14 protein-coding genes are annotated in these 14,891 nt (G+C 64.2%); 4 read left to right on the forward strand and 10 right to left on the reverse strand.

Going from position 1 to position 14,891, the window contains the following annotated elements; genetic code table 11:
- Positions 1-8: 8 nt before the first annotated feature.
- From IVB36_RS04755 to IVB36_RS04780, 6 genes are all read right to left on the reverse strand, one after another.
- Entirely contained in the window at positions 9-1,892 is a 1,884-nt protein-coding gene (locus IVB36_RS04755; protein ID WP_026233587.1) for a feruloyl-CoA synthase, read from the reverse strand.
- Positions 1,889-2,698 carry a crotonase/enoyl-CoA hydratase family protein gene (locus IVB36_RS04760; protein ID WP_018458466.1) on the reverse strand — a complete coding sequence of 270 codons (810 nt, stop codon included), beginning with the start codon at positions 2,696-2,698 and terminating at the stop codon, positions 1,889-1,891. Before IVB36_RS04760 ends, IVB36_RS04755 begins: the two co-directional genes overlap by 4 nt.
- 254 nt (positions 2,699-2,952) lie before the next feature.
- On the reverse strand, positions 2,953-3,414 hold the full coding sequence (locus IVB36_RS04765; protein WP_018458467.1) for a DUF3237 domain-containing protein: 462 nt from the start codon (positions 3,412-3,414) through the stop codon (positions 2,953-2,955).
- A 210-nt stretch (positions 3,415-3,624) separates the two neighbouring features.
- Complete coding sequence (locus tag IVB36_RS04770) at positions 3,625-4,944, reverse strand: TRAP transporter permease (RefSeq protein WP_018458468.1); 1,320 nt, start codon at positions 4,942-4,944, stop codon at positions 3,625-3,627.
- 2 nt (positions 4,945-4,946) lie between these two features.
- On the reverse strand, positions 4,947-5,456 hold the full coding sequence (locus tag IVB36_RS04775; RefSeq protein WP_018458469.1) for a TRAP transporter small permease: 510 nt from the start codon (positions 5,454-5,456) through the stop codon (positions 4,947-4,949).
- A gap of 133 nt (positions 5,457-5,589) precedes the next feature.
- Complete coding sequence (locus tag IVB36_RS04780; protein WP_018458470.1) at positions 5,590-6,606, reverse strand: TRAP transporter substrate-binding protein; 1,017 nt, start codon at positions 6,604-6,606, stop codon at positions 5,590-5,592.
- Positions 6,607-6,820: 214 nt separating this feature from the next.
- Between IVB36_RS04780 and pobA the strand changes: the two genes are divergently transcribed.
- Positions 6,821-7,990 carry a 4-hydroxybenzoate 3-monooxygenase gene (gene pobA, locus IVB36_RS04785; protein WP_026233588.1) on the forward strand — a complete coding sequence of 390 codons (1,170 nt, stop codon included), beginning with the start codon at positions 6,821-6,823 and terminating at the stop codon, positions 7,988-7,990.
- Positions 7,991-8,224: 234 nt separating this feature from the next.
- On the forward strand, positions 8,225-8,644 hold the full coding sequence (locus IVB36_RS04790; protein WP_247390775.1) for a PaaI family thioesterase: 420 nt from the start codon (positions 8,225-8,227) through the stop codon (positions 8,642-8,644).
- A gap of 5 nt (positions 8,645-8,649) precedes the next feature.
- On the opposite strand, the gene IVB36_RS04795 is transcribed toward IVB36_RS04790, so the two are convergent.
- Positions 8,650-9,534: a LysR family transcriptional regulator gene (locus IVB36_RS04795; RefSeq protein ID WP_018458473.1), complete on the reverse strand. Its 885-nt coding sequence runs from the start codon at positions 9,532-9,534 to the stop codon at positions 8,650-8,652.
- Positions 9,535-9,654: 120 nt separating this feature from the next.
- Between IVB36_RS04795 and IVB36_RS04800 the strand changes: the two genes are divergently transcribed.
- Positions 9,655-10,278 (forward strand): pyridoxamine 5'-phosphate oxidase family protein, encoded by a 624-nt coding sequence (locus IVB36_RS04800; protein ID WP_018458474.1) that lies wholly within the window; start codon positions 9,655-9,657, stop codon positions 10,276-10,278.
- A 181-nt stretch (positions 10,279-10,459) separates the two neighbouring features.
- Here the strand turns inward: IVB36_RS04800 and IVB36_RS04805 are convergent, their stop codons facing one another.
- The 3 genes from IVB36_RS04805 to IVB36_RS04815 are packed head-to-tail and all read right to left on the reverse strand — an operon-like array spanning position 10,460 to position 14,005.
- Positions 10,460-11,191 carry an ABC transporter ATP-binding protein gene (locus tag IVB36_RS04805; protein WP_018458475.1) on the reverse strand — a complete coding sequence of 244 codons (732 nt, stop codon included), beginning with the start codon at positions 11,189-11,191 and terminating at the stop codon, positions 10,460-10,462.
- Positions 11,188-12,957: a branched-chain amino acid ABC transporter ATP-binding protein/permease gene (locus tag IVB36_RS04810; RefSeq protein ID WP_018458476.1), complete on the reverse strand. Its 1,770-nt coding sequence runs from the start codon at positions 12,955-12,957 to the stop codon at positions 11,188-11,190. Before IVB36_RS04810 ends, IVB36_RS04805 begins: the two co-directional genes overlap by 4 nt.
- Before the next feature lie 7 nt (positions 12,958-12,964).
- Positions 12,965-14,005, reverse strand: coding sequence for a branched-chain amino acid ABC transporter permease (locus IVB36_RS04815; protein ID WP_026233590.1), 1,041 nt, complete (start codon positions 14,003-14,005; stop codon positions 12,965-12,967).
- 176 nt (positions 14,006-14,181) lie between these two features.
- Between IVB36_RS04815 and IVB36_RS04820 the strand changes: the two genes are divergently transcribed.
- The gene (locus IVB36_RS04820; RefSeq protein WP_007605305.1) at positions 14,182-14,703 is read left to right on the forward strand and encodes a MarR family transcriptional regulator; all 522 of its coding nucleotides are present in this window, start codon (positions 14,182-14,184) and stop codon (positions 14,701-14,703) included.
- Positions 14,704-14,891 lie beyond the last annotated feature (188 nt).

Here is a 14,891-nt window from a genome sequence, read left to right on the forward strand (position 1 = left end):
ACGTCCTCTTACCCGACCGATATCACACGGTCCGATGGATTGGCAGCGTAGAGCTCCTCGATCAGCAGGCTGCGATGCTCGAGCACCGCGCGCTGGTTGATCGAGCCCTTGTCGGTGACTTCGCCCTTGTCGATCGAGAGTGGCGTGTCCATGAGGATCGCGCGCGTGATCCGCGTCGAGGATCCCGTGGCCGCGCTGAGAAAGCGGGTCAGCCGTTCGCGAAATGCCTCGCGCACCAGCCGGTCGCGGGTCGCGACGACGAGATCGTCGGTCGGCAGCGTCGGGTTGATCAGCCGGCAGCCGTCGAGATCGAGCACGACGAGCGCGGAGATCTCGTCTCGGTTGATGCCGGCGATGACGACGTCGCGCACCAGCGGCGCGCAAGCCGCGACGAAGCGCGCGCGCAATGGGCCGACGCTGACCCAGGTGCCGCTGCCGAGCTTGAAATCCTCACCGATGCGGCCGTCGAAATCGAAGCCGGCATTGAGATCATCGGGATCGACGGGCTTGAGGGCATCGCCGAGCTTGTAGAAGCCTTCTTCGTCGAACGAATTTGCGGTGATGTCGGGCTGGCGCCAGTAGCCGGGCATCACGTTCGGCCCCTTGCAACGAACTTCCATCTTGCCGTTGTTCGGCACCAGCTTGGCGTCATTGCCGGATACGGGAAGCCCGACATGGCCGGAGCGGCTGGTGCGCGGGTTGACCGACATGAAGAACGGCGCGGTCTCGGTTGCACCGAGGCCGGTCAGCATCGGTACGCGGTAGCCTTTTTCCTTCACCGCCAGCTCGTCGAGGCTGTTCCAGACGAACGGCGACAGCGCCGCGCCCGAGAAGAACATCGCGTGCAGCCGGTCGAAGAATTTTGCGCGGAGGCGCTGGTCGTCGCGCAGATAAGGCAGCAGCGACTCGTAGCCCTTGGGGACGTTGAAATAGACCGTCGGCGAAATCTCCTGGAGATTGCGCACGGTTTCCTCGATGCCTCCAGGCACCGGCTTGCCGGCATCGAGATACATCGAGCCGCCATTGTAGAGCGTCAGCCCGATATTGTGGTTGCCGCCAAAAGTGTGATTCCAGGGCAGCCAGTCGATGATGACGGGCGGCTCGTCCCTGAGGAAGGCGAGTGTCTCGCGCAGCATCACCTGGTTGGCGCAGATCATGCGCTGGGTGTTGATGACCGCCTTGGGGTTGCCGGTCGAGCCCGAGGTCAGCAGGAATTTCGCGATGGTGTCGGGGCCGATCTTGCCGTGGACCTCGTCCAGATCGCCGCGGATCGGGGTTGCCATGAGGTCGGCGAGCAAGGTGACGTCGCGGCCCGGCACGTGGCCGTAGGACGCGGCGATCTCGGTGCCGAGCGAGACGTTGGCCGCGAGCGCGTCGGCGAACTTGTCGGCGTCCTCGGCGAAGACAAGGCCGGGCGTCAGCAGCTTCATCAGGTAGGAGAGCTTGCCGTAATCCTTCGATACCAGCGAATAGGCCGGCGACACCGGGCAGAACGGAATGCCGGCATAGAACGCGCCGAACGCGAGCAATGCGTGGTCGATCGAATTGCCGGAGAGGATGACGACCGGCCGCTCCGCCGACAGCCCGCGCGCAATGAGCCCTGAGGCGATGTGCCGGCTCGCGGCGAGCAGCTCGGCGTAGCTGATCTTGCGCCAGCCGCGGCCACCTTCGCGCTCGGCCATGAAGACGCGATCGGGCGTCGCGCTCGCCCAGTGATGCAGGCGGTCGGTGATGCGGGCCGGATAATCGCCGAGCGGCTGTTTGGGCCGCAGATAAATCGTGCCGTCGTCGCGCCGCTCGATATTGACGACGGGATCGCCGAACGAAATGGGCCGCAGCGGGGAAGTGCTCGCGCCGCGCTCCATGCTGGAAGAGGACGGCTGCGCGCTCATGATTTCGGCTTCACCTTTGCGGTCTTGTGTTCGAGGAACTCGCGGATCCTGCGTTTTGCCTCTTTGTCGCTCTGCGCCACCGTCGCCATCAGCGATTCCATCAACAGGCCGGTCTGCGGATTGGCCTCCGCGATCATCGGCAGCGCCTGGAGCACGGCGAAGTTGGTCAGCGGCGCGTTGGAGGCGACCTTGGTCGCAAGCTCCATCGCCTTGCCGAGCCCGTTGCCGGCTTCCGTGACATATTGCGCAAAGCCGTAGGAGGTGCCTTCGGTCGCGGAATAGACGCGGCCGGTCAGCATCATGTCCATCATCCTGGCGACGCCGATCAGGCGCGGCAGGCGCACCGAACCGCCGCCACCGACGAAGATGCCGCGCTGCCCCTCCGGCAGCGCGAAATAGGTCGAGGGTTCGGCGACACGGATATGCGCCGCGCAGGCGAGCTCCAGCCCGCCTCCGATCACGGCGCCCCTGAGCGCGGCGATCACAGGCACGCGGCTGTACTGGATGCGGTCGAACACCCGGTGCCACATCTGGGAATGGAGAAGGCCGCCACTGGCATCATGGTCGGTCAGTTCGGAGAGGTCGAGACCGCTGGAAAAATGGTCGCCGATGCCGTGGATGACGACGGCGCCGATATCCTCGGGCAGGGCCGCAAAACACTCGCCGATCTCCAGGATGATGCCGTCGTTGAGCGCATTGCGCTTGGCCGGCCGATTGAGGCCGACGGTCAAAACCCGGTCCGCCCGCTCGATCTTCAAAAGCCCGGCGGCGCCCGCGTCAGCGGTCTCGGCGTTTCCCTGTGTCATTTGCGTCCTTGTCAGAATAGTTATGTTGTATAACGAATTCAGGAGGAGTCAACAAGGGGCTAGGTGCCTCTTGGGTCAGTCAGGCGGGCAAAAGGCGCCCTCCAAATGCGGTGTCGTCCCGGCGGAGGCCGGGAGCCATAACCACAGGGAGAAGTTTGGCCAAGTCGTTCGGTACTCCGACTATTCGCGATCGACAGATCACGCGGTATGGGTCCCGGCCTTCGCCGGGACGACGGCGAAGGGCACTGAAGCCTTCACATCACCTGATGCACGTCGATCACGACTCGATCCGCATGACGCGCTGCTGACCCGACAAAAATGTGCTCCATCAGCCAGCGGTACTTCTCGTGCCCGGTCTCGAACCTCGGCACGGTGCGGAAATAGATCAGTTTGGGATCCACCGGTTCGCCGCGCTTGAGCTTTTGCAACAGCTCGACCGGGCCGAAGCGCATGCCCTTGTTCTCGACATAGACGGTGGCACCGTCGTCGGTTTCGAACGCGTACTTCGCTTCGAGATCAATCAGCTCATTCGGGCGGATGGTCTGGAAGTCCGCGCCGAACGGCAGCACCTTGCCGGTGATCGCACCCGTCACCTCGCCGCCGACGATCGGGATGATGCGGCGAATGCCGATACCGGTCTCGCCGGCGGTGACGACGTCGCCGATGCGTGCGGTGACGGTAAAGACGTATTTGGTCTCGAGGGTAGGGGCCGTCATCGGTCACCTTTCTGTATTGAACTAGCGCCGCTGTCCTTCCTTCTCCCTTGTGGGAGAAGGTGGCGCGAAGCGCCGGATGAGGGGTATGCCTCTCCGGACTCAGATCAGCGCTTGAGGAAATATACCCCTCACCCGTCTCGCCGCTTTGCGGCGAGCCACCCTCTCCCACAAGGGGAGAGGGAAAAGACAGCTCGCCGCTTTACCACCTCCTCAATGCGCCATCATCCGCGTCGGCAGCCATGTCGCCAGCAGCGGGAAGGCGATCAGGATCACCAGGCGCACCAGGTCTGTCGCCACGAACGGAATCACGCCCTTGAAGATGGTGGAGAAGGAAACGTCCTTCACCACGCTCTTGATGACAAAGACGTTCATGCCCACCGGCGGATGGATCAGGCCGAGCTCGACCGTCATGACGATGATGACGCCGAACCAGATCGGGTCGAAACCGAGATGCATGATCACGGGGAAGATGATCGGCACGGTGAGGATGATCATCGCCATGGCGTCCATCAGGCAGCCGAGCACGAGATACATCACCATGATCAACGCCAGCACGCCGTAGGGGCCGAGACCGAGGCCGGTGAGGAATTCCGTCACCTTTTGCGGGGTCTGCGTCACCGTGAGGAAATAGCCGAAGATCAAGGCGCCGATCAGCACGGTGAACACGGCGGCGGCCGTGCGCGTCGCCTGGAGCAGCGACGCCAGAATCTTCTCGCGGTCGAGCCGGCCGGTCGCCACGCCGATGATGAAGGCGCCGGCGGCGCCGACGCCGCCCGCTTCGGTCGGCGTGAAGCGCGGCAAATAGGGCAGGCCGTAAAGGCCGCCGATGACGAACACGAACAGCAGCACCGGCGCCCAGATGTCCTTCAGGCCGGCGAAGCGCTCGCGCCACGGCAGCTCCTTGCCCTTGGGCAGGAAGTCGGGCCGGAAATAACCGATCAGGAAGATCGTGATCATGTACATGGTCATCGCGAGGATGCCCGGGATGATGCCGGCGATGAACAGCTTGCCGATGTCCTGCTCGGTGATGATGCCGTAGACGGCGAGCACGGTGGAGGGCGGCAGCATCGCACCCAGCGTGCCGCCGGCCGCGATCACGCCGGTGGCAAACGACTGCGGATAGCCGAAGCGGCGCATCTCGGGGTAAGCGACCGCGGAGAAGGTCGCGGCGGTCGCGACCGAGGAGCCGCAGATCGCGGCAAAGCCGCCGCAGGCGCCGACGGTGGCGATGCCGAGTCCGCCGCGCAAATGGCCGACAAAGCCGTTGGCGGCGCGGAACAGCTCGCGACTCATGCCGGAATTGCTGACGAACGAGCCCATCAGCAGAAACATCGGAATGACGCCGAAGGTGTAGTCGGTCACCGTGCGCATCGAGGTCTGGCCGACCAGCTTCAGCGCCGGCGTGGCGCCGACGAGATAGGAAAAGCCGGAGACGCCGACGAGGCCCATGGCCATGCCGACCGGCACGCGCAGCAGCATCAGGGCGAACAGGGAAACGAAGCCGATTACGGCGACGGCATCGGTGCTCATGATTACTCCGTCGCCTTCAGCTTGGGGTCGTGCATCTCTTCGGGATGGAAGATCAACCGGTAGGTGCGGATCGCGATCAGCAGCACGGCCGAGACGTCGCCGATCCAGGCGATCGCGAAGAACGGCCAGGTCGGCATGTGCATGTCGAAGGTCTGGACGTTGTCGTTGTAGGTGCCGCGCACCTTGTCGAACAGCGTCCAGGTCTGCACCGTCACGACGAACAGCAGCACCAGGGTCGCGAACACGTCGATCCAGCGCTGGTAGCGCGGCCCGACATTGCCCCAGACGAGGTCGACGGTGATGTGGGTGCCGCGATAGGAGGTCGCGGCGATGCCCCAGAAGATCAGGATGCCGAGCAGCATGCGGCCGATGTCGAAACTATCGGGGATCGAATAGTTCAGCGTGTTGCGAAGCAACACCGACAGGAAGATGTCGAGCGCGACGATGCCGACGAAAGCCGCTGCAATCCATTCGATCGAATCGATAATACGATCCATCCAGCTGCGCTTCATGGGAGCTTCCTAAGAGATGCCATCCTCGGGCGGGAGAGGGAGAGGACGCGCGATGCGCTCCTCGCGTCTCGACCCGCGTGCAGAACAACGGCGGCGAGATGCATCCCGCCGCCGCATGTGTTTCGACGAAGAACTACTCCGCCAGCGCGTTGTACTTCTTCAGCGAGGCCTTCAGCTCGCTAAGCGCCGCGTCCGGATCCACGCCGGTCTTCTTCGCGCCGTCACTCCAGGTCTTCACCAGCGGCTCGGCGGCCTTCTTCCAGGCCGCGGTCTGCTCGGGCGTCAGCTTGTAGACCTCGTGACCGGACTCCGCCTTGACCTTGTCGATGCCGGCATCCTCGAACTTGCCCCAGTGCTCGCCGACCACGCCTGCCATTTCGACCGTGCAATTCTTGTCGATCGCGGCCTTCTGCTTGTCGGACATCGCATTGTACTTGTCCTTGTTCATGACGAACACGAAGGTCGTGGTGTAGAGCGGCGCCTCCATGTCGTATTTGGTCACCTTGTCGATGCCGAACAGCACCAGCGAGCCCCAGGGGAAGGTGACGCCATCGGCGACGCCGCGCTCGATGATGTCGCGCACTTCGGGCGCGGAGGATTGCACATTGGTGCCGCCGAGCGAGGTGACGAAGTTCGCCATGGTGGCGTGGGCGGGGCGGATCTTCAGGCCCTTCACGTCCTCCGGCATCACGATCTTCTTGGTGCGGGAATGGAAGGAGGAGGGCGAGTGGACGAAGGCGAGGCAGTATTTGACGTCCTTCATCTCCTTCTCGGCGTATTTGCGGTACCAGGCGTCGAGCCCCATCGAGCCGCCCTTGGCATCCGAGATCAGGAATGGCAATTCGCCAGCGCCGATGATCGGGAAACGGCCGGGCTGGTAGCCGGGATTGACATAGGTGACGTCGGCGATGCCGTCGCGCGCCATGTCGTAATGGTCGAACGCCTTGCCCATCTGCTGGGCCGGAAACACCTTGCCCTTGATGGTGCCGCCGGAATCCTTCTCGACCGCAGCAGCCCAGTCCTCCAGCGATTTCTGTAGTGGATGCGAGGCCGGCACCCAGTGCGAGATCTTCAAATCGAAGGTCTTGTCCTGCGCGAACGCAGGGCTCACGCTTGCTGCCAGCAGCAACGCCAGACAGGCTTTCCTCATCACGCGTCTCTCCCTCTTTTGACGGCGGGCTTCGATGGCCCGGTCTCGTTAATTAACATGTTATCTAGTTGGCCGGCGCGTTCAAGCCGGAACTGGCGCGACGTGCCGCCGCGCACTCCCTTTTGCCCAACCGTTATATGATATAATTATCGTGCGCGGACGGCAGCGACAAGCGAGCCACGCCGAAAGCCTACAGGATCGGGAGGAGCAAGTATTGCGGACAAAAGTCGCAATCATCGGGGCGGGGCCGGCAGGATTGTTGCTTGGGCAACTGCTGCATCATTATGGCATCGACAATGTCATTCTGGAGCGGCAGAGCCCGGACTATGTGCTCGGCCGCATCCGTGCCGGACTGCTGGAGGAGGGAACAGTTGCGCTGCTCGACCAGATCGGCGCCGGCGCACGGGCGCATGCCGAAGGGCTGGTGCATGAAGGGATCGAACTCACCTTCTCGGGGCGCCGCCACCGCATCGACATGAAGGCTGCGACCGGCAAGACGGTCATGATCTACGGCCAGACCGAGGTCACGCTCGATCTGATGAATGCGCGCACGGCCGCCGGCCTCACCTCGGTCTACGAGGCCAAGGACGTGCAGCCGCAGGATTTCGACGGCGGTCACCCGCGCGTAACCTACGTGAAAGATGGCGTCACCCACACCATCGATTGCGATTTCATCGCCGGTTGCGACGGGTTTCACGGCGTCAGCCGCGCCAGCGTTCCGGCTTCGGCCATCGAGGAGTTCGAGCGCATCTATCCGTTCGGCTGGCTGGGCATCCTCTCCGAGACGCCGCCGGTCAGCCACGAGCTGATCTATTCCAACCACGCCCGTGGCTTTGCGCTCTGCACCATGCGTTCGACCAGGCGCAGCCGTTACTATGTGCAGTGCGCGCTCGACGACCACGTCGACCAATGGCCGGACGACCGTTTCTGGGACGAGCTCAAGCGCCGGCTCGACCAGGACGCCGCCGACAGCTTGGTCACGGGCCCCTCGATTGAGAAGAGCATTGCGCCGCTGCGCAGCTTCGTCGCCGAGCCGATGCGCTTCGGCAGGATGTTCCTGTGCGGTGACGCCGCCCATATCGTGCCGCCGACCGGCGCCAAGGGGCTGAACCTGGCCGCGAGCGACGCGCATTATCTGTCGAGTGCGTTTCGCGAGTTCTACGACGAAAAATCCAGCGCCGGCATTGATGCCTATTCGGCGAAGGCGCTGGCGCGGGTCTGGAAGGCCGTGCGCTTCTCCTGGTGGATGACCTCGATGCTGCACAAATTCCCCGACACCGGCACCATCGGCGCGCGCATCCAGCTCGCCGAGCTCGACTATGTCACGCAGTCGCAGGCCGCGATGACCTCGCTGTCGGAGAATTACGTGGGGCTGCCGTTTTAGGGCGCGCCGTCATGCCTCGCGAAAGCGGGGCATCCAGTACGCCGCGGCCTCTCCGTATCACGTCACCGTCTCTGGAATACTGGATCACCCGCTTTCGCGGGTGATGACAGGGATAGCGGGGCGACGGCGCCACTCCTTTCAAACACCCGCGCAAATTCCGTTTAAAACTTTGTAGGTGGTGCATCTGTCCCGTCTGCCGCGTTCAATGGCGGGAGCCACCAACGCGAGACGGACATGACCAGCACCGACATTCCCGCCGGCTTCGAGCCGCACTTTCGCAAAGCCCCGCTCACCGATCCTTGGGAGCCGCTTTACTCCAGGAAGACCGACAACGGCGTCACCGTGGGATTGCGGCTGGCGAAACCGCACACCAACGCGCGCGGGCTGATCCATGGCGGCCTGATCGCGGCGCTGGCCGATGCCGCCATGGGCTACAGCTGCGCGCAGGCGACGGGCTGGACGACCTCGTTGGTCACGATCTCGCTGTCGGTCGACTATGTCGGCGCCGGCGAGATCGACCAATGGCTCGCGGTCGAGGGTGAGGCGATCAAGACCGGCAGCACGATCTGTTTCGCGCAGTGCCTCGCGAAGGCCGACGGCGCCGTGATCGCCCGCGCCAGCGGCACCTTTCGCGTAGTGCCGAAGAAGGGGTGAGGGCGTCACCCGAATTTCCACTCCGCGGTCTCCACCACGAGATCGACGAAGGCACGCACCTTGGCGGAGAGCAGGCGCGAGGTCGGGTAGACGATGTGGATCGGCAACGCCGGCTGCTCGTATTTCGCCAACACGATTCTGAGCCGCCCGCGCCGCAGGCCCTCGGCAGCCTGATAGGCCAGCACCCGGGTCACGCCGCCGCCCGCCTCGGCATATTGCAGGGCGGCGTCGGCGCTGTTGCTGGCGAAGCGTGGATTCGGCGCCACCTCGATGTCGCGGCCGTCCTGCACGAAGCGCCAGTTCGCGGATGGACCGAAGGCGATGGTCTGGTGCCCGAGCAATGCCTCCGGCGTCTTCGGCTCGCCATGGCGCTTGAGATAGCCAGGTGTCGCCACCACGATCCGCCGCATCTCGCCGACCTGGCGCGCGACGAGGGAGGAGTCGGCGAGATGGCCGATCCGCACCGCGACGTCGACGGCATCTTCCACGAGATTGACCAGGTTGTCCGACAGCCGCAATTCGCAGGCGACCTCGGGATAGCGCTTGAGGTAGGCGATCATGACAGGCCCGACATGGAGCCGGCCAAAGCCGACCGGCGCCGACACCACCAGCCGCCCGCTCGGTCGGTTGCGCTCCTCCCGTGCCGAGCCGTCGGCCTCCTCGACATCGGCGAGGATGCGACGCGCGCGCTCGAGATAGCGCGTGCCGACGTCGGTCAGGGTCACTTGACGGGTGGTCCGCTGCAACAGCCGCGCGCCAAGATGCTCCTCCAGCGCCGCGATCAGCCGCGTCACCGCGGAGGGGGACAGCCGCAGTTTTCGTGCCGCCGGCGCGAAGCCGCGCAGGTCGGCGACGGTGACGAAAACATGCATGGCTTCGAGGCGATCCATGGCATTATTGCATATAACGCAACGATGAAGTGTCAAGCGGGATGATTGTTTTAGCCGGCGGGAGGTCCATTTTGGATGGCGAAGACGCAGGGATGCGCCGGGATTTCAGGAGATGTTCCGATGACGGCAACTCACACCTACGCCAGCGACGTGGCGTTCACGCCGGCGGTGAAGTCGATCCAGACCCGAAAGGGATCACGCGAAGGCTATGCCCATGCCGAGCAGCGCGGCTGGCGCACCGAGGTCGATGAGAACCTCGCGGCGTTCCTGGCCGACGCCAACAGCTTTTATCTCGCCACGGCATCGGCCGACGGCCAGCCCTACATCCAGCATCGTGGCGGCCCGAAGGGCTTCTTGAAGGTGCTGGACAAGCAGACGCTGGCTTTCACGGACTACGCCGGCAATCGGCAATACATCACGCAGGGAAACCTGTCTGAAAATCCCAAGGCCTACATCTTCGTGATGGACTACGCCCATCGCCGCCGGGTGAAGATCTGGGGCGAAGCGCGGGTGGTCGAGGACGACGAGGCGCTGACGACATCGCTGATGCCGAAAGGCTATCGCGCCCGGCCCGAGCAGGTGATCCTGTTCAAGATCGAAGCGTGGGACACGAACTGCCCGCAGCACATCCCGCAGAAGTTCGACGCTGGAGATGTGGCGGCGGCGCTGGCGGCAAGGGATGCGAAGATCGCGGAGCTGGAAGCAGAGCTCGCGGCGCTGAAGGGTGACAAGGGGGCAAGCTAGGCCACGATCTTCGTCTCTCCCTGAATCCTCCGATGTCATGCCCCGCGAAGGCGGGGCATCCAGTACGCCGCGGCGCCTCGGTTCAAGCACAGGTCTCTGGAATACTGGATCGTCCGCCCCTGTGCGCAATTGCGCACTAGGCGGACGATGACAGATGAGTTTGAGGAAGCGCGTCTCGAAGTTACAACACACTCGCCCCTTCGTGCTGGAAGCCGAGATAGCTCGCCGCCACGCGCTCATTCGCCGCGATGTCGCTGGCCTTGCCGCTGAGCACGAACTCGCCGAGCTCCATGACATAGGCCTGATCCGCGATCTTCAATGCCGCCTGCGCGTTCTGCTCGACCAGCAGCACGGAGACGCCGGCGGCGCGCAGTTCGGTGACGATGCGGAAAATGTCGGCGACGATGATCGGGGCGAGGCCGAGGCTCGGCTCGTCCAGCATCAGGAGCTTGGGCTCGCCCATCAGTGCGCGGCCCATTGCGAGCATCTGCTGCTCGCCGCCGGAGAGCGTGCCGGCGAGCTGCTTGCGCCGCTCCTTGAGCCGCGGAAACAGCGTGTAGACCCGCTCCATCGAGGCTTTCGCCTTGCTTCTCTCGATGCGGAAGGCCCCTAACTCGAGATTGTCCTCGACATTCATGGTCACGAACAATTCGCGGTGCTCGGGAACGAGGCCAAGCCCCATGGCGACGCGGTCCTCGATGTCGAGCCGCGACAGGTCCTGACCTGCGAATGAAACGCGCCCTTTCAGCGGCAAAATGCCGATGATGGCGGAGAGCAGCGTGGTCTTGCCGGCACCGTTGGCGCCGACGATGGTGACGATCTGGTTCTGGCCGACTTCGAGCGAGACCGAGCGCACGGCCTCGACCTTGCCATAGGCGACATGGGCGTTGGCGACGGACAACAGCGCGCTCATGCCGCCACTCCGAGATAGGCCTTGATCACTTCGGGATTGGTCTTGATCGTGGCCGGCGTTCCTTCCGCGATCTTGGTGCCGAAATCGAGCACCACGATGCGGTCGGCGAGGTTCATGACGAAGCCCATGTCGTGCTCGACCAGCAGGACGCTCATGCCGCCGTCGCGCAGCTCGCGCAGCAGCGTCGCGAGCCGCTCCTTCTCCATGTGGCGCAGGCCGGCGGCCGGCTCGTCGAGCAGCAGCAGCATCGGATCGACGCACAACGCACGGGCGATCTCGACGATCCGTTGCTGTCCCAGTGAGAGCGAGCCTGCGAGCTGATGCATCTGCTCGCCAAGTCCGACCCGCTCGATCTGGCGGGTGGCTTCGGCGAGCAGCTTTGCCTCATCAGTGCGGTCGAGCCGCAGCATCGAGGAGATCGGCCCCGAATGGCCGCGCAGATGGGCACCGATCGCGACGTTTTCCAGCACGGTCATATCAGGCACCAGCTTGACGTGCTGGAAGGTGCGGGAGATGCCGAGCTTGACGATCTCCTGCGGCGGCGCCCTGTCGACCTTGTTGCCGAGCACGGAGATCGAGCCCGAGCTGGCCGACAGCACGCCGGTGATCAGGTTGAAGGTGGTGCTCTTGCCGGCGCCGTTGGGGCCGATCAGCGCGACGATCTCGCGAGCCTGGACGTCGAAGGAGACGTTGTTCACCGCGACCACGCCGCCAAATTGTTTCCGCGCCTTCTCGACCTGGAGCAGGACGCTGGATTGGCCGGGCGAGCGGGTGCGCTGCTCCAGTTTCAGCGAAGTGTCTGGCTTCTTGCCACTGGTACGCTGGGGCAGGAACGACATCAGCCAGGGCCAGACGCCGCCGGGTGCGAGCTGGAGCAACGCCACCAGCATGATGCCGAACACGATGGTCTCGACCTGGCCCGAGCCGGGCAGGATCAACGGCAGGTAGCTCTGCAGCACTTCCTTCAGGACCACGACCAGCGCCGCGCCCAGGACGCCGCCCCAGACATAGCCGGCGCCGCCGACCACGGCGATGAAGAGATACTCGATGCCCGCCTGCGCGCCGAACGGCGTCGGGTTCACCGCGCGCTGAAGATGGGCGTAGAGCCAGCCGGAGAGGCCGGCGAGCACGGCGGCATGGATGAACACCAGCATTTTCGCCCGCGGGGTGTGCACGCCGAACGCCTCGGCCGCGACATGGCCGCGCCGGAGCGCGCGGATGGCGCGGCCGGTGCGGGAGTCCAGCAGGTTCATCGTGAGCAACGCCGAGAGGATCACGGCAACCCAGATCGCGTAGTAGATCGAGCCGGGCGAGAGCATTTTGAACGAGCCGATCGACAGCGGCGGGATCGCCGAGATGCCGTCGTTTCTTCCCAAAAATTCCAGCTTGCTGAAGAGATAGAACAAGCCGAGTCCCCAGGCGAGCGTGCCGAGCGGCAGATAATGGCCGGAGAGACGGACGGTGACGAGGCCGAGCAGCACCGCCAGCAATCCGCTGACCAGCAGCGACAGTGGTAGCGTCAGCCAGGGCGACATGCCGTAGGTTGTCGACAGCACCGCGGTGGTGTAGGCGCCGAAGCCGACGAAGGCCGCTTGTCCAAACGAGGTCAGGCCGCCGACGCCGGTCAGCAGCACGAGGCCCATCGCGACCAGGGCCGCGAGGCCGATATTGTCGAGCAGCACGATCCAGAATGGGGGCATGCCCGGAACAAACGGGATCGCCGCCATGATCAGCGCGAAGATGAGGATGGGGAGCCGGCTCTGCATCTTGGCGTCAGTCCTTCTCTTCCTCGACCGCAGGCGCCGCGAGCGAGCGCAGCAGCAGCACGGGAATCAAGAGCATGAAAACGATCACCTCCTTGTAGTTGGAGGCATAGAAGGACGAGAACGCCTCGACGATGCCGACGACTAGCGCCGCGACGGCGGTGAGGGGGTAGCTGACAAGCCCGCCGATGATCGCGGCGACAAAGCCCTTCAGGCCGATCAGGAAGCCCGAGTCGTAATACAGCGTCGTGATAGGCACGATCATGATGCCCGACAGTGCGCCGATGACGGACGCCAGCAGGAAGGCGATCTGACCGGATAGCGTGGTGCGGATGCCGACGAGCCGGGCACCGAGCCGGTTCACAGCGGTCGCGCGCAGCGCCTTGCCGTAAAGTGTCAACCCAAAGAACAGCCACAGCCCGACGATGAAGGCGATGGTAATGCCATAGACCGTGATGCTCTGGCCGGTGAAGCGCAGCGCACCGCTGGTGAAGGAGCCGGACAGCACGGCAGGTCCGCGCTGGCCTTCGGCGCCGAAGAACAAAAGGCCCAAACCCTGAAGCGCGAGGTGAACGCCCACCGAGGCGATCAACAGCACCAGCACGGAGGTGTGCGCCAGCGGCTGGAATGCGATGCGGTAGAGAAACAGGCCGATCATCGCCACGATCACCAGCGACAGTGCGATGCAGACCGCAACCGGCGGCTTCTGAGCGGCGTAGTAGACGGTCAGCGCCAGCACGATGGCCGGCAGCACGATATTGGTGATGACGCTGCGCAGGATCAGGCGTCCGTGCAGCGCCTTGCGCGCGGCGAACAGGTCGAACGCGAAGGCGCCAATGCCCAGGGCGAGCGCGAGTTTCGCCGTACCCGGCATCTGGCCCGCGGCCAGCGAGGCATAGGTCAGCGCGCCATAGGTGACGAATTCGCCTTGGGGAATGAGGATGACGCGGGTGACGGCGAACACCAGCACCAGCGCCAGGCCGAGCAGCGCATAGATCGCGCCATTGGTGATGCCGTCCTGCAGCAGGAACAGCATGATGGTGGTATTCAAGACCGGACGCTCCCCCTCAAAGATTCAGGACCGGTCCCCTGATTGTGGTGGACGGTCCGCTCACAGCCATTGAACAGCGCTGACGATATTTGATATGGTCCATAACAATTATCAAATATAACATCAAGGGTGGCGAACGATCCTCCCGAACTTAACGGGATTGCGAGCATGAGGCGATGACCGTTTCCAAAACCGCTGAAAAGTCCTCTGAAAAACCCGCCGAGACCGCCAAGGGCCGCAAGGACGCGGCCGACGGGCCTGGTGAAGCCCTCCAGCTCGGCGAGCTCTCGGAGCAGCTCGGCTATGTCCTGAAGCGGGCACAGCTCAAGGTGTTCGAGAACTTCCTGCGCTGCATGGCCTCGCTCCAGCTCACGCCGGCGCAGTTCTCCGTGCTGCTGCTGGTCGAGAAAAACCCCGGCCGTAACCAGACCGAGATCGCCTCCACCCTCGGCATCCTGCGCCCGAATTTCGTGGCGATGCTCGACAATCTCGAGAGCCGCGACCTTTGCGCGCGGATCCGCTCCACCAACGACCGCCGCTCGCACATCTTGGTGCTGACCGACAAGGGCAAGGCCGTGCTGGCCCGCGCCAAGAAGCTCGTCGCCACCAAGCACGAGGCCCGGCTGAACGAGCTGCTCGGGCCGTCCAACCGCGAAGCCCTGCTCGGGATGCTCTCGAAGATCGCCAACGAGTTTTGACGGTTGATTGCCCGGCGACCGGGCATCAAACCCGGAAGCGCGGGCGGGCTGGCGGCGGTTATGCCGCAGAGCGAACCGGTCGGGCATGGCAGGTGTTTTCGCGGACAGGAAATGGCGCTCGATTTCCTCGGCGGGCAACGGAGGGCTGAACAAATAGCCCTGCATTTCCGTGCAGCCCTCCGCTGCGA

The organism is Bradyrhizobium sp. 35, assembly GCF_023073215.1.
GTDB classification, from domain to species: Bacteria; Pseudomonadota; Alphaproteobacteria; order Rhizobiales; family Xanthobacteraceae; genus Bradyrhizobium; species Bradyrhizobium canariense_D.